Annotated in this window: 12 protein-coding genes; all 12 read right to left on the bottom strand. The window is 64.3% G+C overall.

The window, feature by feature from the left end; translation table 11 throughout:
* Positions 1–4: 4 nt before the first annotated feature.
* Positions 5–1,801, bottom strand: a complete 1,797-nt coding sequence (locus tag AACH06_RS13545; RefSeq protein WP_341426245.1) for a polysaccharide pyruvyl transferase family protein — start codon at positions 1,799–1,801, stop codon at positions 5–7.
* Between the two features lies 1 nt (position 1,802).
* Complete coding sequence (locus AACH06_RS13550) at positions 1,803–3,827, bottom strand: glycosyltransferase family 8 protein (RefSeq protein WP_341426246.1); 2,025 nt, start codon at positions 3,825–3,827, stop codon at positions 1,803–1,805.
* The gene (locus tag AACH06_RS13555) at positions 3,824–4,720 is read right to left on the bottom strand and encodes a hypothetical protein (protein WP_341426247.1); all 897 of its coding nucleotides are present in this window, start codon (positions 4,718–4,720) and stop codon (positions 3,824–3,826) included. The genes AACH06_RS13550 and AACH06_RS13555 overlap by 4 nt, the downstream gene beginning before the upstream one ends.
* 9 nt (positions 4,721–4,729) lie before the next feature.
* Positions 4,730–10,228, bottom strand: coding sequence for an FkbM family methyltransferase (locus AACH06_RS13560; RefSeq protein ID WP_341426248.1), 5,499 nt, complete (start codon positions 10,226–10,228; stop codon positions 4,730–4,732).
* 182 nt (positions 10,229–10,410) lie between these two features.
* On the bottom strand, positions 10,411–11,685 hold the full coding sequence (gene wecC / locus AACH06_RS13565) for a UDP-N-acetyl-D-mannosamine dehydrogenase (protein WP_341426249.1): 1,275 nt from the start codon (positions 11,683–11,685) through the stop codon (positions 10,411–10,413).
* Complete coding sequence (wecB, locus tag AACH06_RS13570; protein ID WP_341426250.1) at positions 11,682–12,818, bottom strand: non-hydrolyzing UDP-N-acetylglucosamine 2-epimerase; 1,137 nt, start codon at positions 12,816–12,818, stop codon at positions 11,682–11,684. Before wecB ends, wecC begins: the two co-directional genes overlap by 4 nt.
* Before the next feature lie 42 nt (positions 12,819–12,860).
* Positions 12,861–14,465: a glycosyltransferase family 4 protein gene (locus tag AACH06_RS13575; protein WP_341426409.1), complete on the bottom strand. Its 1,605-nt coding sequence runs from the start codon at positions 14,463–14,465 to the stop codon at positions 12,861–12,863.
* A 98-nt stretch (positions 14,466–14,563) separates the two neighbouring features.
* Entirely contained in the window at positions 14,564–15,925 is a 1,362-nt protein-coding gene (locus AACH06_RS13580; protein WP_341426251.1) for a glycosyltransferase family 4 protein, read from the bottom strand.
* Positions 15,926–15,943: 18 nt separating this feature from the next.
* Entirely contained in the window at positions 15,944–18,481 is a 2,538-nt protein-coding gene (locus tag AACH06_RS13585) for a polysaccharide pyruvyl transferase family protein (protein ID WP_341426252.1), read from the bottom strand.
* Positions 18,482–18,509: 28 nt separating this feature from the next.
* Positions 18,510–19,622, bottom strand: coding sequence for a KpsE/RkpR family capsule polysaccharide export protein (locus AACH06_RS13590; protein WP_341426253.1), 1,113 nt, complete (start codon positions 19,620–19,622; stop codon positions 18,510–18,512).
* Positions 19,619–20,287 (bottom strand): ABC transporter ATP-binding protein, encoded by a 669-nt coding sequence (locus AACH06_RS13595; protein ID WP_341426254.1) that lies wholly within the window; start codon positions 20,285–20,287, stop codon positions 19,619–19,621. The genes AACH06_RS13590 and AACH06_RS13595 overlap by 4 nt, the downstream gene beginning before the upstream one ends.
* A complete protein-coding gene (locus AACH06_RS13600; RefSeq protein WP_341426255.1) occupies positions 20,284–21,078 on the bottom strand; it encodes an ABC transporter permease in 795 nt (264 codons plus the stop codon). Before AACH06_RS13600 ends, AACH06_RS13595 begins: the two co-directional genes overlap by 4 nt.
* Positions 21,079–21,124 lie beyond the last annotated feature (46 nt).

The raw sequence follows: 21,124 nt of genomic DNA on the forward strand, positions 1-21,124 counted from the left end.
CGACTCAACGCAATTCCTGCCGCACCGTCCACGGCGCGGCGTCCAGCAAGGCTTGCGCATCGATCGGCCTCACCGGAAGCGAGGAGCCCTGGCCCAGCCCGGCATGGATCAGGTCATCAGGCCCCAGGCGCAAAGGCCCGTCCGCCGGCAAGCCTACCGACAAGAAGTAGTCATGGAACTTGGTGCCGTCGCCGGGAATGGCATCCGGCGAGTCGACCGCCGTGAACCATCTCGCCGGTATGCCGTAGGCATGGCTGACGATCAGGCCATGCAGCGACGAGCTGAGGATCTGGTCGCACTGGCAAAGCTCGTCGACGAATTGCTCGATGCCTTCGTAGCCTGCACGCAGGATCGATATGACCTTCACGTCGCCTTCGATCAGCCATGCACCGTGGTGCGCGTGGTGCATCACCACACCCAACGCATGCCGGCGCGCGGCAGGCCGTGGGCGATACACCCTCGGCAACAGGACCGCGGGATCGCCAAAGACGGAAGGCGCGCGGCCGCCCGACTCTTCGACCAGGCGGGCCGTCAGTGGACCGCGAACCGCAAGGTAGCGCGCCTTCGCGTTGAGTCGGTCGGTCATGCGCGGCGTGCCCGCCCCCCAGACGACGGCATCGTCGCGGGCGAAGCGGATGGTCGAACCAATGGCGAGGACGCCGGCCCCCTTCTGGACGCGCAGCGGCGGACGACCAGTCAGCTTCTCGACCAGGTAGGGGTTCAGGATGTCGCCGAAATTGCCCGGGTAAGGGCCTTCCATCCACCACAGCTGCGGACGCTCCGCCGGCTTCAATCGCGCCGACTGGGCCCGCTGCTCCAGGTCGATGCGCATCATCCGGCTCTGCGCCCACGCGCGGTCGCAGTAGACGCCTTGCTCGATCAGTTGATCGGCCAATCGACGCGCCCGGCGATAGTCGGATCGCTCAAGGGCCGAATCGAGGTCGGAGCGTCGCAAGTGGTCGACGGCCTGCGCCGATGGCGGCAGCCTGGTCAGCACCCTTTCGGCTTCGTCGCGGCGTCCGTCGTGCAGCCATCCGCGCGCCACGCGGTAGGCCAGGTTCTCGTCGATCGGATCGGCGTCCAGTGCCTTGCGCAGGAAGAACTTCGCCTCGGTCGCGTTGTCCTTGCGCATGGCCTCGGAGGCTTCGCGCATGAACAGGGACTTGCGGCGAGGCGCCGACCACAGTTCGACCTGATGCTGCTCGGCGCGGCCCTTGAACTCGGTTGCGTTGCCACTGCGACCAAAATCGAAGATCGCCTGCGGGGCGCACTCGCTGTCGACCTGTATCCACGAAGGTGGCATCACGAAGGTCGACGGCACCGACGGCATGCCGACCCAGGCCTCATGAAGGAACCAGTCGTCGGTGGCACTGCCGGAGTGCTTCTCTTCCAGCGCGAGCATGCGGTCAATGAACACCTGCGCGGATTCGCCCCGGCCGAAGTAGAGGATGGATGGCTGGATGAACCGCGGCAAGGCAACGGGGTCGAACTGACGCAGGTCGCGAAAGCCACGCAGGAAGAATCCCAGATCGACGCCGTCGCCCAAGCCCGGCAAGGGCTTGCGCAAACGGCAGTCGACGTCGACCCACCAAAGCGGCGTGTCGAGCATTCGGCGGCATTCGGCGATGAAGCGGACCTTGTGGCGGCAGGCATCGATCCAGGTGGTGCCGGCCGGCAGGTCGGCGCGGACGATGTGGCTGGCGACGCCGAGGGCTTCGCAGTCTGCCCTGAGACTCTTGGCAGACTCGTGGTAATAGTCGCCGCCGTAGGCGAAGCTGACGAGTGTCGCGCGCGTGGTCATCTCAAGGCTCTTCGCGTCTTGCCCGCAAGCGCGCGCGCACGCGGTCGAATTCGGGCTTGCGGCTGATGTAAAGGTCATGCCACGGCTTCACAGGGCCGACGAAGTGAATGATCCGGGCACCCTGCGTCAAATCTTGCCGCGGAGCGGCATTCCATTCGGGGGCCAGCGGAAGGTAGCAATGGCGGGTGTAGGCGTTCAGCGCGTCTTGGTCGTTCATACCGCAATGTTCGACGAAGGACAGCAGGGTTGGCACCGCCCCGTCCTGGCGCATGCGCTCAAGATCGAGGAGCAGCACGCCAGCGTTGAATGTCCTGAATGCCATGGGGCCCGTTTCGTGCAACCATTGCCTGGCGCCCTGGGCACTGACGGTGTCTAGCGCACCTAGGGCCCGGTACAGCATCTGGGTTCCCCATCTCATGCCGGGCGAGCTGCTCGGCTTGGCGGCGAGAGGGCAGCCGGCAAGGTCAAGCTGCCACATCGGTGCGAGATCGCCCAGCACCACCAGATCGATGTCCAGGTAGATCACACGCCGGCACTTCGGCAAGAGCAGCGGCAGCGTCAATCGATCGAGGGTCGATACCGTGGTGTGGCTGATGAGGTGCAACTGTCCGCCGTAGCTGACACCGGCAAAGTCGTACACGATCACCTCAGCACGGCGATCGAACAGACGCTGCCAATCGCGAAGGGTCGGCTCGCCGATGTGCCGTGCCAGCACATGGAACCGAAGGGGTTGGGTAGCGTGCTCCAGACAACTCTCGATCACGACTGGCAGGAACTCGGCCAGTTCTTCATCGACGGCCAGGGCAACTTCGATCACTTCGGCTTCGCCAGACGCGACTTGGGCAATCCGACGAGATGACACGTTGGTCAACATCGACTCGATCGGATGTGGCAACGGCAGCGTCCAGGCACGCACGTCCAACGGTTTGCGGCGCGCACGCGCGTCCTGCAGCCAGTGCAACCACTCGGCCTTGACGGCAGAACCGCTGGGCGCCGATTGGTTCGCCATCCATCCGGCCAGATGCGCCCACCAACCTTGTTCCGCCTGCGCGACCGGACCTCGCGCCCAGCCATCTCGAGCCGACAGGGGCGCGGGGTGACGTTGGACGCCGTCGAGCACGGCATCGATACCCCACTCGCGCAAGAGCAGCAAAGACGAGACATCGTCGACTGCGATCGGCTGGTGCCGCTGCAGCGCCTGGATGAGGTCGCCACTCGCCACGGCCGGGTCATTGACCCGCAAGCCCGACACAATGATCTCGGGCCAAGCCGCCAGGGCCTCGATCCAGTGCCGGGCCGTGTAGCGATTGAGGTGCCCGCGGTTCAACAGCACCAGGCTGCCTTGCGGGAGGACCGGCAGGCGACCTGCATGCCCCGCCAGGTGAGCCAAGACCAGCCCTTGGGCGGGCCGCCCCCTGGCGGACGCAACAATGCTCCACCAAATTGAGCGCGAGCGGCCGCCGTGGAGGCTCGCCAGGTCTTCGCCAGAGGTGTCGAGCGGCAGGTCGCCCGCCAGAGCCTGCGAGGGCTTCAGCCCCGTGGGGAGGGCGCACACGAGCAGCAGCGCCGCGTCGGAGATGCCAGTCCCGTCGGGGACAACGACCTGCCCGAGCTTCGCTAGGTAGCCTCGAACCAGACCGCGCCAGGCCGATATCTCGTCAACATGCGGGCCAGCACTCTCGACGACGCTGAGCGCCGCCAAAGGCCAGGCGCACTCGAACGCGGTCTCTACCCAGTCCCGCGCCAGATCCACGGCCTGCGCCGCCGGCATCGCGGCGATATCGGGATCTTTCAGCTCGCCGAGAGAAATGCCCATGCGCCATGCCAGCAACTGCAACGTCGCCTCGACCACCGCATCACGGTGCCCCGCGTCGACGCGAGTCAGCAGGTCCCAAGCAAGGTCATCAAATCGCTCGGCCGCCGCCGACAGCCCGGCGGCACGCGCCCCGGCACCCGGACTCGCCTCAGCATCGAGCATGGCGTGGGCTTGCGCCCGCTGACGCTGCCGGAGGGTCGCTTCGGTCATGACACCAACTCGCAGCCAGGAATCTGCCTGACGATGGTATCCGCCCATGCGTCGAGTCGGGTGGCGTGCTTTGCCAACCGGCTGCTCAGTCGCGGCTTCTCATAGCTCAGTCCGTCGTCGCGCTGGCTGAAGAAGATGCGCATCGCACGCCTTCGAGCCGCAGCATCGAATCTGCCAGCGGCCACTCTTTCGTTGATACGCAGCAACTTGCTGCACTCATCGACCGAGAATGACAGGTTCTGCTGCGAGGCGGACGGAACATGGCCGCACAGCAGATCGACTTGTCGCTGATCGAGCGCGCAAAGGTCGGCGAAGCGTCGCAAATTGGCGGTGAAGTTGCTGCCCATCGGAAGTACGCTGATCGGCGTTTCATCGAAAACATGCCGCCAAACCTGCACTGTCCTGCCATGGCTGTACATCGCCCCCGGCGCGCGACCTTCTTCAATGGTCCGCAACGCGTCCTCCGCGAAAGTCTCTAGGTCCTCCAACGCGCCCTGCTTGAGATTCTGCTGCCAATACGACGGCAGCGAGAGCGACAAAGATCGCGACGTGATGATGATTCGGTCCACGCGGCGAGCGGCGACCCTCGCCTTCACTATCGACACGCCCGCCGGGGTCAGGGCAGACAGCGCTTCGGCCGATATCAGAGTGGGCAGTCCGTCCTCCTGAGCCAGGACCTGCTGCAGACTCTGCCAGCGCTCGGGCAAACCCGGCTTGGCCGACCAGGGCAAGTGGGGGCCTATCGGTTCGTACCACGCGATTTGGTGGTTGTAGTAGCCAGAGTCCGGGTACACGAAACCGGACTCCCGAAGCGGCGCACGCGCACCGTCAAAGGTCTTTTGAAGGTAGGTCGTGCCAGTCTTGGGCAGTCCGATATGAAGAATCAGCGGCATGGACCCGCCTCACGTCAGGATGCCCTGGTCCATCAAGTGACGCCCCACGGCCTCGAAGCTGTAGTTGTCGGCAACGCGTTCGAGCCGCTCGGCAATAGCCGCGGCGAAATCCGGGTCGTCGTTCAAGCGCCGAAGCAGCCGCGCGGCGTGGTCCACATCGTCGGCGAACAATGGATAGTCCGCGCCGAGCACCGACTCATTCACAGCGCTGCGCGCCAAGACGGTCGGCACGCTGGCGCTGGCGTACTCGAGTACCTTGGTCGACAATTCATGGGTCGCCGCCTCGAACGTCGGGTCGCGGAAAGCCCAGCAGGCATTCATACTCGGAATGGCCCGCAACAGCGCGTCACGGTCCACCGCGCCATGCCAGGTCAGCCCTGGCGTCGTCTCGAGCAGGCGACGGATGTCGTCGCGGAACCCCGGTTCTTCCTTCGAGTGGTGAATCTTGTCGCCGTATACGTGCAGTTCGGCGCTCGGCAGGCCCTCGCGCAAGGTGGTGAACGCGGCGAACATGTCACGAATGCCCCACCTGGGCGCGAACTTGCCTGCGTAGCCCACCTTGAACACAGTGCCTCGAGCGGGCCTCACGCTGGACGCCGCCCGGGGCGGAATCATGGGAGGCAGCAGTATCGTCTTGCCTTCGGCCTCGGGCCAGTGCCGCAAGACGAACTGCTGGAACTGCGGGGTCTGGCAAAGCAGATAACGACAGGCCGACAGGATCGCTGCGACCCGCTGCCAGCTCGCCTCGTCCAGCGCCCCATCGGTCTGGGGGATGTCGGTCAGGTACGCCCACAGGCGACCGGCGAAGCGGGACTGCGCCGCTGCGGCCGAGCACAGCTCGAAACCACGCAGGACAAAAGCATTGAAGCGCCCCTGATCGTCGAGGCTGCTCAGCTTCGCCACGGCGGCGGCGACATTCATGACCGCATTGCGATCCTCGGTGTCCGGCTCGACGAACCGCACCTTGGGCGCCAGGTCGAGCAGTCGTGAAATGACCTGGGTGCGATGGATTCGCGCCTTCAGCAGCAGCGTCACCCCGACGTCCGGCATGCTGGCCAGCGTCTCGGAAAGGGACGCAGCCCAGATGGCCGATCCGTCCATGATGTTCAAGTTGAGGTCGCCGTAGACGACCACACGCTGGGCAGGCATCTTCACTTGCCCCCCCATCTCCGAGGGCACCCCGCAGATGAGGGCCAACTCGCGGTCGATGGTCTGCTCGCGGCCCGATCGGCTGCGAACAGCGTTTGCTGCGGCTTCGGACATCCGCAGGTAGCGAGCAGGGTCGTCTTGCAGCGACAAGATCGCGTCCGCCAGGGCCTGCGGATCTTCGGGCTCCGTCAGCACCCCGCATCTTTCGTTGACGAACTCGGGGATCGCGGCGATTCGGGTCGTCACCGGCACCAGCCCCGAAGCCATCGCCTCGTCGCGGGAGACACCTTGCGTATCCATGCGCGACGGCACCAGGAAGATGCCGTAGTCGCGGTGAAGCCGGGCAATCTCGTGCTGATTCAGGAAGCGGCGCTCCACGGTCACGTTCGGGAACGCGGCTAACGGCGCCACGGTGTCCTCGAACAAAACGCCGTCGCCAATGACGCGGAAATGCAGAGAGGGGAAGACGGGGTGGGTCGACAGACGTTCGATGGCCGCCACCATCAAGTCGTTGGCGTACACGGCCGAGGCGTAGGGGCGGATGGAAAGGATCTGCCGGCGCAGCTCGGCCGTCTTCGGCCGGTAGGAGAAGAGTTCACCATCGATGAAGTTCGAGATGACGTGGTAGCGGCAGGGATTCGGCGCAACGCCCAGGTCCGAGAATGCCTCTCCCGCCTGCTTGGAAGACACGAAGACCAGCTGCAGGTTGGGGTGGTCGCAAGACACCACGTCGCGCCACATCGCCAGACGCTCGTCGCTGCTCTTTCGGGCCTGGTCGCGCTGCGCATCCGTCTCGTGGTTCATGGCCCTGCGCCACCACGGCTGGATCTCGGCGCCATGCACCCAGATCACGACGCGGACATGGTCAAGGTGCCGCTGGAGCTCCCGCCACATCGTGCGGTCCATGTAGTGGACGAGCACCGTGCGGTAGCCGCCACGGTCGATCGCCTGATCGAGGCGCGCAGAGTCTCCCTCGCTCACCGCAACACCTTCGAACTCTCGGAACAGGCCGCGCGCGTCCTGCGTCAGACGGAAGACATCGACGCGGGTGCCCGCGCGGCGATAGCCCCGCACCCGCGAATGAACGAAACCGAAGCGGTACAAGTCGTCGTAGCTGGGGTACTGCTTCCCGACTAGCAGGTGCCCCGCACTGGCCACGTGCCACCGTGGGGGCAGTCGCGGATCGGCCAGTACCAATCGTCCCAGGCGGCCCGAGGCCGTCTTCTGGAAGCGCAGCGCCAGCTTGGCGTAGGCGGTGCCCGGCGGCACCTGCAGTTCGCCGGTCGCCCCGACCGCCCGCATCAGGTGCGAGATCTTCTTTCCATTGGCGCCATAGAAGACCATCACGGTTCGAACGTCACCGGAGACGGAAGCGACCAGGCTCATCAGGGTTCCGCGTCCTGCCTTCAGTTCGGCGGGACTGAACTGCCGGTCAAGGTAGACGTACTCGACGACGCCGGCATCCAGCCTGGCCTCGAACTCGACCACATCGCCGTTGAGCTGCAGACTCACACCCACGGGTTGGACGGCCGGCACCCACGCCGCCCATTGCACGGCCTCGAATGAGAGGCCGGGGCTCGGGTCCAGCATCTCGGCATCGGAGCCGTTGGAAGGCAGGGTCGCTTGCTCGATGGTGTGCCACGGCACTCCGGGCCACACACCGTGCTGCGACGGTTCGACAGCGGGCGCTGCGTGCGCCACTGCGTCCAGTCGATAGTCGAATCCGTCGGTCGATGCGACTTCGCAGCCATCGACGACCAAGTCGCCCAACGGGCCTGATGCAGAGGCCAGCAGGCGCCTGGCCACGGCCACTGGCATCATGCAGGTACGCGCAGGCGCCGATTCGATGCGGCGCCAAGCCGGCCCGATCTTGGCGTAGGCCTGTGCCTGTCCAAACCTCGCCGCGATCGTCAGATCGGCGAGATATTCAGCGCCGTAGCCATCGCGGGGATCCATCACTGACACCAGATCGACGCTTTCGAGGCGATCGACCAGCGCGGCCACGTCGGCTACCCAGTGAGTCCGCGCATCCGTCAGCTGCGCTGGCGCGGCCAGGGGCGGCTTGGGCAGTAAGTACACACCCTGGGGCTGCAACGATTGCCGCCGCACGGCGGCCAGGACTTGCTGCGCTTCTTCCGTCGACGACACGTTGGCAATCACCGCCACGCGAGGTGCGCTGAGCTGATTGCACTTCGGATTGAACGCCCGCACAAGCGCCTCGAGGCGATGGCTGATGGTGTGTTCCTGCGCAAGCTTGCGCAGGGCCAGCTGCGCATAGCCCGCATGGCCGATGGGGCTTGCGCCCCGCTGTTCGGCGGCGCGTTGCCGCTGCTGGGGGCTGTCACTGGAGATCGCCAGTTCTCCGAAGCACAGTTGAAGCGCCCTGGCAAAGGTAGCGACGGGAAGCTGCCCGCGCGCCAGTCGGCGCAGCAGCAGCAAGGGCAGGTTCGACTGACTCTGTGCGTCCACGATGTCGACGCTGCCCGCCGACGCGCCGGCCAGCTTCCCCAGCTGAACCGTCTGTTCATCGGTCGACGGAGCCAAGCCCTGGTCCGCCAGGTAAGGGTTGTCGTGCCGAAGCTGAACACCCCGCGGCCACGGTATGACTCGAATCCCGGGCAAACTGCGCCGCAGGATCTCCATGTTGTCGAGGTCTTGCGCCAGCACCAGGTCAACACGCGAGGCCCATTCGCTGATTCTCGGGTCACTTTGAGGGCCGGCCTCGCACCACAAGGCGGTGGCGAGCCCGGAGTCGTCGGCTTGGTCCAGGAGTCGGTGGAACATCGGATCACCGCTCTCCAGGCTCGACAGTTGTTCAGCCTCGATCAGCAGCAAGTCAGCGCCAAGTGTCGACAACGCAGCCGTGTCCAGCGTGACGGGTATCCAGGTGCAGTCGGGTGCGAAATCCCGGCCGGTCTGCTCAGACGCCAGTGCGGCGATGCGCAGGTTGGATGCATCTGCATCCGGCCGCCAGGTCGGCCGCTTCTTGCAGCGGACCAGGATGGGCGACGTAACCGGAGCCTGCGCCGCCACGGCAACAGGCGCCGTCCCGACTGGGTCCTGGATGGGCTGCCGACGATCCTTGCCGATTCGCCACAGCGCCAGCGGCAGGCGCATCAGTGCCGCTGGCGATTGCACCGCATCCACCAGCGCGGAGCCGAGCCGGAACCGAATGCTGCCACGCACGTTTCGCAGCTCTTCTTCGACAGCGCCTCGTTCCTTCAGCAGCTTCTTCAGCCTACGCTGGTCGTCGACCAGGCGCTTGCTGCGGTCACGATGCTGCTGCAACTCCCCCGCCAACCGCTTCAATACCGCCTGACCGGCGTCACGCTCAGCCAGGGTCTGCAAGTGCAGTCGCTTTGCGCCCGCCTCGGCGGCACGTGCCTGCGAAAGGGCTTCCCGCGCTTTGTCAGACTCCTGCCGCGCCAGTTCGCGCTCGGCCAAGGCCCTGTCCCGCTCAGCGCATGCCCCATCCCGGTCCCGGCGCGCTGCGTCGCTCGCCGCTTTTGCAGCGTCGCGGGCTTGCTGCGCGGCGTCTCGCTCTGCCTGGGCAGCGCCCCGTTGGGCACGGGCTGCGTCTCGCTCTACCAGTGCCTGCTGCGCGGCGACGCGGGCTACTTCGAGCTGCCTGAGGTCGTTGTGATGGGTCGCCACGACGGCGGCATGCGTGACCTCGAGTTTGAGCAACTCGTCGCGCGCTTTCCGCTCCGCTTCTTGTGCGGTCGTCAGCCGCGAGCGAACAGATGTCAGCAGCAGCCCGGTGCGATAGGTCTCGTGGAACGCCTTGGCCTGCATCCGTGCGAGCCGCTCGTCGATGTCCACGGATTCGATCGGCCGGAACAGATGTGTCGGGGTGGCATTGAATGTCTCCCAGCAGACGTAGCGCCGCGCTTCCAGCCAGCGCGTCACCTGCCTGAACGCCTTGTCGGAAATGCACTCTATGTAGAGCATCGGCCGATCGGTCGCGATCAGGCCAGCAGCGCCTTCCAGCACGTCGATCTCCATGCCCTCGACGTCGATCTTCATGGCTCGCACCGGATGCGCCACCTGCAGATCGTCGAGCCTGGCGACCTGGATGGTCCCGGCGCCGATCGCGAGGCTCTGCGCCCCGAGGTTGTCCGGCTTATCGGCTTCGAAAGAGGCCGTCGAGCTGCTCTGCCCCAGCGCCAAGCAGTGCACCGTCACCGGCAATGCCGGCTGCGCCAGTGCGGCACTGGCCCGGATGGCCTCGCACAGCGCTTCGTTCGGCTCGAACGCCTCGACCCGACAGCCGGCAACGGCGGCCAAGTAGATGCAGTGGTTGCCTACGTTGGCCCCGACGTCGATGACGACATCGCCAGTCGCCAGCCGGGCAGCCATGTCCGCAAGCATCTCATGCTCGTATGGCTCATGCGTCGTCGCAAGCTTCTTCTGGATGTAGTCCGTCGCGGCATGGGGCAGCACCATCCGGAAGGTCGAGGGACCTGCATGGACCTCGAAAACGGTCTGAGGGGTCGAGAGAGCACCCGCCGTCGACGACGCCATGGTCGGTGCCCGCACCATCAGACGCGCAGGATGCCGACTGCATCCACGACTGCCTGTTCCGGAGCCAGCTTGGTCTGCAGTGACGAGAACTCCTTGTGCGCGACCAGGACGGCCACGACGTCGGCTTGGGACAGCGCGATCTCAAGCGGAGTCGACTCAGCGGCCCCGAGTGTGCGTGGCAGGCGCTGGACGTTCGGCTCCACGAAGAGGAAACGCGCATCCGTCGAACGCAGGAGGTCTTCAGCTATGTGCAGCGCCGGGCTCTCGCGCAGGTCGTCGATGTTGGGCTTGAAGGCTAGCCCCAGCACGGCCACGGTGACCTTGTCTTCGCCGCCGCATCGTGCGGACTTGGCCGCGATCGCAGCCCGCACTCGCTGGGAGATCCAGCCCGGCTTGCTGTCATTGACCTCGCGCGCCGAACGGATCAGGCGAGCCAGATCGGGCGTCTTGTCCACGATGAACCACGGGTCCACCGCGATGCAATGGCCGCCCACTCCGGCACCTGGCTGGAGGATATTGACACGGGGATGCCGGTTGGCCAGGCGAATGAGCTCCCAGACGTCGATGCCGATGCGGTCGCAAATGAGCGACAACTCGTTGGCGAACGCGATGTTCACGTCGCGGAACGAGTTTTCGGTGAGCTTGCACATCTCCGCGGTACGAGCGTTGGTGACGAGCAGTTGGCCTTCCACAAAGGTGCTGTACAACTCGACGGCTCTCGCGGAGCACTGGGACGTCAGTCCGCCGATGATCCGATCGTTCGAGACCAGCTCCCGCACCACCTGCCCCGGCAGCACTCGCTCAGGGCAGTAGGCGACATTGACGTCGAACTCGGTGCGGCCCTGCTGCGGGAAGCGCAAATCGGGGCGTGCCTGGGCGAGCCAATCCACCATCTGCTCCGTCGTTCCCACCGGCGAAGTCGATTCGAGCACCACCAAGTTGCCAGGACGCAGGACAGGAGCGATCGATTCGGCTGCCGACTTCACGAAGCTGACGTCCGGCTCATGCTCGCCCTTGAACGGGGTCGGTACAGCGATCAGGAAGGCGTCGGCCGCTTCTGGGCGTATCGTGGCGCGCAGGAAACCCTGGGTCACCGCGCTGTGGACGATCATGTCAAGCTCGGGCTCGACGATGTGGATCTGGCCTCGGTTGATGGTCTCGACGGCCTGCTCGTTGATGTCGACGCCGACGACCTTGACTCGCCGCGCAGCGAACATCGCTGCGGTGGGCAGGCCGATGTAGCCGAGCCCGATCATCGAGATGGAAGCGAATTTCTGCTGGGTCATGGTCATGAGGTCAATCGTTGGACGCGATTCGGCAGCTCGGCGACGATCCGATCGCAGGCGTGGCCATCGCCGTAGGGGTTGTGGGCGTAGCTCATCCGCTGGTACTCGACTGCATCGTCCAGCAGGCGGCTCACCCCGGAAACAATTCGCTCGACATCAGTGCCCACCAGTACGACCGTGCCGGCTTCGACCGCTTCGGGACGCTCGGTCGTGTCGCGCATTACGAGCACGGGCTTGCCCAGTGCCGGAGCCTCTTCCTGGATGCCTCCGGAATCCGTGAGGATGATCGTTGAGCGGGCCATCAGGTAGACGAAGGGCAGGTAATCCTGCGGTTCGATAAGGTGCACGTTAGGCAAACCCGACAGCAAACGGCGCACAGGCTCCTGGACGTTCGGGTTCAGGTGCACTGGATAGACGAGATCGGCGTCCGGGTAGCGACTGGCCAAGGCGGCAATGGCCTCGCAGATGCGGTCAAAGCCACCACCGAAGTTCTCGCGCCGGTGACCGGTGATCAGCACCATGCGGCTGCTGCTGCGCAGGAAAGGAAACCGGGCCGCCATCTCAGCCTGCAGCGGCCCCGACGCATCAAGCCGGGCCTTCACGTCGATCAACGCGTCGATCACGGTATTGCCAGTGACGACGATGGAGGACGAGGGCACATTCTCGCGCAACAGGTTGTCGCGTGCCGCCTGCGTGGGCGCGAAATGAACCGCCGCCAGTGCTCCCGTCAGTTTGCGATTGGCCTCCTCTGGCCAGGGCGAATACAGGTTGCCCGTGCGGAGGCCCGCCTCGACATGTCCGACCTGGATGCGCTGGTAGAACGCCGCCAGAGTGGCGGCGAAGGTGGTCGTCGTGTCGCCGTGCACCAGCACAATGTCGGGCTGCTCGGCCTCGTAGACGGCTCGGATCGCGTGGAGGATTCCGCTGGTGATCGAGTACAGGTCCTGCCCGGGTCGCATCAGGTCCAGGTCGTGATCTGGGCGGATGGAGAAAAGGTCGAGCACCTGGTCCAGCATCTGCCGGTGCTGTGCGGTCACGCAGACGCGGCTCACGACGCCTGGTGTCTGCTCCAGTCGCTTGACCAAGGGCGCCATCTTGATGGCTTCGGGCCGGGTGCCGAAAACAGTCAGAACTTTCATCGCAGATGTCTAGTCAACAGACAATTATCGCCGACGGACTTTTCAACCTGCGGCGCCACGGTGAACAACGGCCAGCGCGTATGCGCGCTCAACCGCCCGCGCCGAGGTGTGCCAGGTACGCTCGGCGGTCACCCATTGGCGGGCGCGCAGGCCCAACTCGCGCGCAGCTTGGAGGTCGTCCAGTCCCCGCGCCAGGACCTTGGCCAGCGCGGAAGGGTCGCCTTTGTCAAAGACGCGGCCATTGACCTCCTCAATGACCGACCCGGCCAGGGCCGCGACACTGGAGACCAGCACGGCCTTGCCCATCGCCATGGCCTCAAAGGGCTTGAGCGGCGACACCAGTTCGCAAACCGGCCACGGCTTGCGCGGAAAAGGGCACAGGTCCATCAGCGAGTAGTACGCAGGCACGTAGTCGTGCGGAACGCGGCCCGGCAGGATGCTGCATCCGTGGAGGCCGACCTCCGTGATACGGCGGAGGATGTCTGGCCACGCCAGGCCATCCCCAACCATCAACAGCCGGAAGCGCCGGCCGGCATGATGAAGGATGGCGCAGGCTTCGACCAGATCATCCAGCCCCTCGTAGTCGACGAAGGATCCAACATAGCCGATGACCGGCATGCCTTCAGGGAGGCCAAGTTGGTTGGCCAGGCCCATGTCTCGCGGCACAGGCACTAGCCGGTCAACGTCCACGGCGTTCGGCGCTACTACGATGCGGTCAGCCGGCGCTCCGCGCCGCACCAATTCGTCCTTCATGGCTTCGGTCAGCGTGATGACGGAATCCGCCTTCTGCAGCAAGGCCCGTTCGAACAGCTGCAGGTAGCGATATTCGGTCGATCGCGCGAACTTTGGGTCGGACGAGGCCCGCGTGACGTCCCAGAAGCCGCGTACCTCGTAGACGAATGGCAGGCCCTGCTCTCGCGCGGCGACACACGCCGGCAGCGCTGTCGTGTAGTTGGACGCCGCGTGCACGAGCCCCGGCCTAAGCTCGGAGATCGTCCGGCCGATTTGGTCGGCCGCGGCTTGCAGATAGGGAATCAGCCCCAATTCACGGCGGCTGGGCTGGGGCAAAGAACGGTAGCGCAGAACGCCGACATCGTGGAATACCGGCAGTTCAATGCCCGCCCACTGGCGGTCGGCGTCCGCCGGATATCCGGGACGTGTGAAAGGCTGAACGTCCCAGCCGGCCGCGCGCACGGCCGACAACAGCCCGTTTGAGCGGGTCGCGTAACCATTCGACGTGAAAGGCATGCTGAACGCCAGCATCGCGAGTACGCGGCGAGGCTCCTGCGTCCATCCCGGACGCGCAGGCCCAGGCCGATCCAGTCTCGCCAATAGCTCGATTCGGCCTGCTATCGCCGCCATCAAAGCGCGGTCCGCGTCGCTGGGCGGGGTTATCGCCGCCAGTTTCCCGGCCCATGCAGACGCCAATGACAGATCGGCAGCCTCGTAGGCGACGCGACAGGCGGCGGCCAGCCAGCCACGCTCCATGCGCCGCTCCAGCAGACGTCCCGCAATGGCCGTGGCCAACAGAGGCTGGCCGCAGGCCAGTGCATACTCGCAAGCCGCCTGCAGGCCGTCAGCCTCGGCGAGCAGCCTCCGAATCACATCGCTCCATGGAACGGTCGGGGCGCCCGCCGTAGACTGCATCGACGCCAAGCCTGGCCACCATACCTGCATCGCGGCAACGACGCTGCTGATACCCGACCCGGTCTCGCGCCGAGAGCGCCACCTGTGAAGAAGGCGATTCAGCAATTCCCGACGCCCAGGCGGCGGTACAGGTTGGCCAGGCGCGCCTGGTACGCCTTCTCGGAGAACTTCTCAGCTTGGCGCCGACCCCGCTTCGACAACTCGAAGCACAGATCATCGTCGTGCTCGAGGCGTCGCATGGCTTGCGCGATCGCGGCCACGTCGTACGGGTCGACTAGCAATGCGGCGTCGCCCGCGACTTCGGGGATAGAGCTCGTGGTGGAGCTGATCACTGGAGTTCCCAACGACATAGCCTCCAGGACGGGCAAGCCGAAGCCTTCGTACAGGGAGGGAAAGACCACCGCCCGAGCGCCGCGGATCATTTGGATCAGCATCGGAAAGGGCACGTAGTCGATCCGCTTGATTCGGCGATCGCTGCCGGGCACGAGATCGAGCAGCCGCGTTTCCTGCGCAGAACGCCAGGCGCGCGCGCCCACAACCACCATTTGCGACCCCACGCCGGCCGACATGTAGGCCTCGATGATGCGGCCAATGTTCTTCTTGGGCTCGATGGAACCGAAGAAGAGGAAGTAACCGCGGAACTCCAGGCCGAACGCGCCGCCGATCGTGGAAGCCACCTCGTCATCACTTCGCTCGGCCAGGTGTGTTGGCACGTGGACAGCCTGGTAGGTGTTCGTCACCCGGTCTTCCGGCACGCCCAGCAGCTTCACGATGTCACGGCGCGACGCCTCGGAGACGGTGACGATGTGGTCCGCGGTATTCGCGATCCACTTCATCAGGCCGAAGTAGCTGGCCTTACGGTCGAGCGTGGTGTAGGGCAGGCGTAGCGGTACGAGGTCATGCAAAGTGTAGATGTTGGGCACACTCGCCGCGCGCATCGGCAAAGGGTAGGTCCAATGCATCACGTCCGGGGCTTGCGGCAGCTTCACCTTCTGCAAAGAGCGGAAGATGTCGAACTTGATCTGGCCCCGGTCGAACAGGCGGTAAGCGTTCCAGAGATTGTCGAACCGCGGCAGCCGTGAAGCGAAACCGTCGGTGATGACCGCGCCTGTCACCGGAATTCGGAAGGCCTGGTGGCGGTTGCGGAAGCCCAGCGCGCGCACCATCCGCAGGGTCTTGATGATCTTGTGGAGGTCCGGCGGCGACGAGTCGAAGAACATGACTTCCTTCAACAGGTCGTCGTGCTTGGCCTTAATCGGTGCCCCGTACAGCAGGTCGACCTGCGCGCCCAGGGACTTCAGCGAGTGGCTGAGATTGCGCCCATACGTGGCGACGCCCGTGCCCTTGTCCAGCGCAAGGTTGAAGCCGTCGATGGCGATACGCGCCGGACGCCCACCTGGTCGCCCAAGGGAAAGCGTGTCTGCCGACTCGATCGAATCAGGCTGCTCGGTTGCTTGCATGGCTTGCGTGGAGGGTTGTCAAAAGCGCAGATCGCGCAGGACCGCAGTGCTGGGCAGCCGCGATGTCAAGGGATCGTAGGCCAGCGGCAGAGGAAAGCTCTCCACCAGCGCCGAGGCGTCATAGCGGAACGGGGTCCAGCGCTCGTCGATCGCCCGGATGACCCGGTCCCAGTCCGTTCGATCTTCGCGGCGCTGCGCATACATCTCGAACGTCGGCCGAGGACCACCACGGAAGAATTCCCAGATACGCGGGTCGGTCGTGCACTCCTCCTGCAGCGAGATGGTCATCGGCCCGTTCTCGACGCCGACCATCTGACGGAAGTTCAGGACCGGAATACCGTAAGCCTCCGCAATCACGACGCCGTGAAAGCTCTGCGACACGATCCGCTTGCAGGCCAGGATCTTCCGGAGGTTATCAACCAGACCCTGCCAAGTAGGCTCGTGCCAAGTGTTAATCAACGTCACCTTATCCGCATCCGCGGGATCGATGCGATAGCGCATCGAATCGGCAGGCGGCCGGGCGCCGGGACCGAAACCTTGGACATCCTGAATGTGCGGGATGACACCCAACTCGTATCGCTTCTCGACGGGCTCAGAAAAGATCGAGGGCAGCAGCCACACCGGGTCGCCGTACACCTCGGGAACGTCGATGCCGAAATCGCGCAGGTGGCGTGCGCTGATTGGCCCACGGATAGCCCTGACGTCGTAGTGCGTGCGCGGCACGCTGCGGGCTAGAACTCCGCCGCGAATCGATACGCCACTGCCCCAGATGATGGCCTCGCCGCCGTGGATGGCATGAGCGATGCTGCCGACGGCCACCAGTTTGCTCTCAGGACGCGAAAAGCCAACGTGACGGACGCGGCGCCCCGACAAGGCCGCCACCATCACCGCGCTCAGTGAATCGCCCAAGTTACCGAATCCCGAGGTTTCCGGTGTCGAAGCGGCCCAGCACAGCGCGACGCTGCCTCGACGATCGGCCGCATTACGAACGAGGTCGTCGGTGCGGTACCTCTCACCGCAACCTGAGGTGGGCGGCAAGGGCTGGACGTCCGGCTCAGCGGCCAAGTCACCTGCGACCGGCTCGACCGCACCCCATGGCGCCATCAATTGCTTGATCGCATCGACGTGGACGACGGTGCGTCGCTCAAGCGCTTCCACCATCCGCATCGGCACTGCGCTCATTTCGCCGCGAACCGCGTCCGCCAGTCGCTGGATGCCAACCTCCACGGTCACATCTGTGGTCAGCAACTGCTGCCCGGCCTCACGCGACACCTTGTTGAGCAGGCGCGACTTCTTACCGTCCGGGACATCCAGCGCCAGCACCGGCAACTGGCAAAGCATCGCCATGACCAGCCCGTGAAAGCGGGTCGTGATCAAACCCTGGTACTGCGCGAACGCGTGTACGAGTGTCTCAAAAGCCAGGCCGCGGACATCCTGAATCGACGGCGTCGACCCAAGTTTCATCAACAGCGGGGACAGTCGCTTCATGTGCGAGACGTCATCGTTCGACATCAGCAGCAGATCGATCTGCCGACCGGCCAATGCCTGGGCCAGGGCGCTGGAAGGCTCCTGGACACCTGCGGCGAGGTGGGGATTGCCCAGCAGTTCGCCGGCCATGGCCACGCGCGGCGGCTGGGCCCGCGTCGGCCGCACTGCCTTCTGCGCTCGAGAACACCAGGCGAACAGCAAGTCCGGCCCGGTCCGGACGTCCACCGCACCGAAGCGTTCAAGCAGCTCACTGCTGTTCGCATCGCGTGTGGACGACAGCTGGAATGCGGGCAGGCAGCGCCGCGCGAATTCGCGGGTGGCTTCGTCCCGGTCGATGCCGCCCGCGTGATCCTGGTCCGAAACTCCGATGAAGGCCACCGGCAGCCCCGCCGCCCGGCACATCGGGCCGAACTTCAGATAGTTGGCTAGGTTCTGCGTCTCGTTGCGGCCGTCCCTGCTCGCATAGATCAGCCCGCCGCCGCCGACCACCACGGCGTCGAATCGCCGCAGATGGCCGGGGGCGACGTCAGAGTCGCTCCACCAGACCCTGGCCTTGGCGTACTGCCGGAGCATATTGGCCACAACATAGGACAACAGGTCGTCGCCGATGTTGCCCATCGCCGATGCGCCGACAACAAGGACCCGCGGCCCCCTGCCCGTCAGTGCTCCTGGTGCGGGGCGAAACTCCTTGGTCGGGTCACCCCTCCCGGCGAGGTATTCGCCGACACGTTCGCGCCAAGCATGCCAATGCCGCACGCTCAGCGAAGATGCGGCCTTGGCCCAGCCAAATCGCCCACACAGGACGAACACTTCGTTGGCCCAGCGACAGTGGCGACGGTTCGCATGGTCTTCGTGCACCCAGGGTGCCAGCCGATGGGCATCGTCCTTGCTGCAGCACCATGCAATTCGCCGACCGACATGGTCGAGTCCCCACGAGTACTCCAACGGGACGAACTTCGGGTGGAGGTCGAGAAACTCGCTGGGCACCATCACCAGCTCACACTCTTCGGCGGCCAAGAGTGCCGCTTCGCAGGCTCCGGCCCAAAACGAGTCTTTGTGCCAACTCATCGCAATCGATCCGTATCAATGCCGACGTTCAGTCGAGATGGTCTTCAATGGTGGTGATGAGCAGGCGGACAATACCGAATGCGAGCGAGAAGGCCAGCAGGAGGGCCAGGAGGTCGTAGCCGCGCCGCGGAAAGGCCGCCTCATCAGGCTTGGTTGCCGACGCGACGAGTACAAGGCTTTTGATCTTGCGCATCGACTCGACGCGCGCCGTCTCCATGGCAATCGTCGCGGACTTGTAAGCTTGCTCCGCGAAATTGACCTCGATCTCAAGTTCGCGAAAATCACCAGCCAGTGTGCTCAGGCGCGTTGCGCCTTTCGAATCCGTTGTGCCGCGTGCAGCTTCCGCCGCCATCTGCTCACGCAAGGCGTCAGCTTGCTGCCGCATCGCCTTTACCTGATAAGAGTGCTCGTCCATATACGACTTGGCGGTTCGCAGATCTGCCTCAAGTTTGGTCAGACGCGACTGCAACTCCAGGGAAAGCGCGGTAGTGGCCTGAGCCTGCGCGGCCGGGTCGAGCATCCGGTACTTCTCCTGGAACGCCAGCATCTTGGTTTTGGCCTGGCGATACTTGTCGGATGCGGTGGCCAATTCTCCAGCCGCGAAGTTCATCTGCTCACGTGCCAATCGTTGCGAGATTTGATTGATGAACGTCTCGCTTTCCTGGACGATGACGCGATTCAACTGTTGCGATTGCTCGGCCGTAAAGCCTTGGGTATGCAGGATCAGCAGCCCGGACTCATCGTCGTAGCGCGCTTCGACGCGGTTGCGCCAGTATTCGAGGAAATCGTCGGCGCTCGCCGACTCGGGCAGGCGTAAGAAAAAGTCCATCCTGGGGGCCGACCATGCCTTACGCAGGCCCAGTTGCTTGTCGACGACCTGCAGCATGTCCATCGACAGGATATGGGTTTGCAGCAGCATCAAATCGGCGTGCGCATTGGTACCACCGCTGATCGCAAAGATCGAGGCCAAGCCCGCCAAACCCACCGACTGGTCGCCGCTTTGCTTGATCGTGATTGCAGATTCGCTTTGGTAGCGATCGGCCGCGAAGACGTACAAGTAAATCGCGCAAAGTAACGTGGGTATGCCGATGAGCAACAGCGCAAGATTCCGCCGCGACAGAAATTTCAGTAGCCGCTTCAATCCTTGCCTCCGATCCGCTCATACGCGGCGATGCCAGCATCCACGTCCTCATAGACGGTCGCCCGCCCGCTATCGAGGTGGACCACCACCTCGCACATCGACTTGATGAGTTTCATACTGTGGGACACAAGAATGATCTTGGAAGACTTCATCCGCTCCGCGAACAACACCCGGCTCTTGGCCTTGAAGCGCGCGTCGCCTACGCCCATGACCTCGTCGATCAGGTAATAGTCGAACTGGAAGGCCATGCTCGTTCCGAATGCAACTCGCGCACGCATGCCGGATGAATAGGATGAGAGCGGCAGGTCGAACCAGTCACCGATCTCGGCGAAGCCCGCCACAAACTCCTCGACTCGTTTCATTGCTTCGCCGCGGACGCCGTATAAGCGGCACACGAAGCGAACGTTTTCGCGCGCGCTCGCTGAAGGCACCATGCCGCCAGACAGCCCCACCGGCCAAGACAAGCGTTGTGGAGTGACGATGCGTCCCTTGTCGGGAAGATCCACTCCTGCTAACAGTCTCATCATGGTGGACTTGCCCGCACCATTGCGACCGATGAGGCCGACACTGCGGTTCTCCGGCACCTCGAAATCGAGGTCGCGGAAGACCGTCTTGCGGCCCCTCAAGGTCAGGTAGCTCTTGGTCAGAGACTCGACGCGAATCATGTCGTAACCCGGCTGAGCCTTCGCAGGCGGTACAAAGACAGGCCGAAGAACAGAGTCACGGCAGAGGAGAAGAAAACTACCGCGTAGGACTGTTGCGCAATCGGCTGATAGTGCGGTAGCCCGAGGTGCCGGCTCCCCTCAATCCAGTGCAACAGGGGATTCCAGGCCAAGACGTCCAGCCACCGCGACGGAAATCGGGAGATCGGCAACACGACCCCCGAGATGAGATAAAGCGGCAGGAAGATGATGCGAATCACGGACTTGATGTCAGGCGCAAAGCTCGTCATCGCCGCCAGGATCATGCCGAGACCCAGCGCAAACAGCACGATTCCGAGCATCAAACACAGCCACTCCACCGGACGCGCCGGCACCAACTGGTAGTCAAAGAACACGGTCAGCGCTGTCGCAATAATGAGGAACAGCATTGACTCAAGGCAAAACGTGAAGATGGCCTTGGTGAAGATGACGTCAATCAGATGTACAGGTCGGTACGACAGCAATCCGCGACTGGTGTTGACGCCGTCCATGGTCTGCATACAGATGCTTCGGAACAGGAAGTACGGCAGCAGACCATACATCAGGAAGACAGGGTAGTCGTAGCCTGTGACATGCCGATCCAATATGAAGCCGAACATCAGTACAGGGAAGGCTACGTGGGTGATCGGCTCGATCAATACCCAGAAAAAGCCGACGCGACTGCGGCCGAATCTGGCCGAGAACTCCCTCAGCAACAGGGCGTACAGCACATCCTTTTGGACTTGGTACGGAGATCGGACAGGAATCGATTGCATGGCGAAGATGTGAGCCCGGGCGCAGCAGCAAGCTCGTCTTTTGGGC

It is taken from the genome of Ideonella lacteola (assembly GCF_038066555.1).
GTDB classification, from domain to species: domain Bacteria; phylum Pseudomonadota; class Gammaproteobacteria; order Burkholderiales; family Burkholderiaceae_C; genus Ideonella; species Ideonella lacteola.

Bases quoted from the DNA above. Each gene is read 5' to 3' on its own strand.
- wecC (WP_341426249.1), bottom strand. From the start codon at position 11,685: ATGACCATGACCCAGCAGAAATTCGCTTCCATCTCGATGATCGGGCTC.
- AACH06_RS13560 (WP_341426248.1), bottom strand. From the start codon at position 10,228: ATGGCTGCCCGGCTGGCGACTGGCGATGTCGTCATCGACGTCGGGGCC.
- AACH06_RS13600 (WP_341426255.1), bottom strand. From the start codon at position 21,078: ATGCAATCGATTCCTGTCCGATCTCCGTACCAAGTCCAAAAGGATGTG.
- AACH06_RS13585 (WP_341426252.1), bottom strand. From the start codon at position 18,481: ATGAGTTGGCACAAAGACTCGTTTTGGGCCGGAGCCTGCGAAGCGGCA.
- AACH06_RS13575 (WP_341426409.1), bottom strand. From the start codon at position 14,465: ATGCAGTCTACGGCGGGCGCCCCGACCGTTCCATGGAGCGATGTGATT.
- AACH06_RS13545 (WP_341426245.1), bottom strand. From the start codon at position 1,801: ATGACCACGCGCGCGACACTCGTCAGCTTCGCCTACGGCGGCGACTAT.
- AACH06_RS13595 (WP_341426254.1), bottom strand. From the start codon at position 20,287: ATGATTCGCGTCGAGTCTCTGACCAAGAGCTACCTGACCTTGAGGGGC.
- wecB (WP_341426250.1), bottom strand. From the start codon at position 12,818: ATGAAAGTTCTGACTGTTTTCGGCACCCGGCCCGAAGCCATCAAGATG.
- AACH06_RS13555 (WP_341426247.1), bottom strand. From the start codon at position 4,720: ATGCCGCTGATTCTTCATATCGGACTGCCCAAGACTGGCACGACCTAC.
- AACH06_RS13580 (WP_341426251.1), bottom strand. From the start codon at position 15,925: ATGCAAGCAACCGAGCAGCCTGATTCGATCGAGTCGGCAGACACGCTT.
- AACH06_RS13550 (WP_341426246.1), bottom strand. From the start codon at position 3,827: ATGACCGAAGCGACCCTCCGGCAGCGTCAGCGGGCGCAAGCCCACGCC.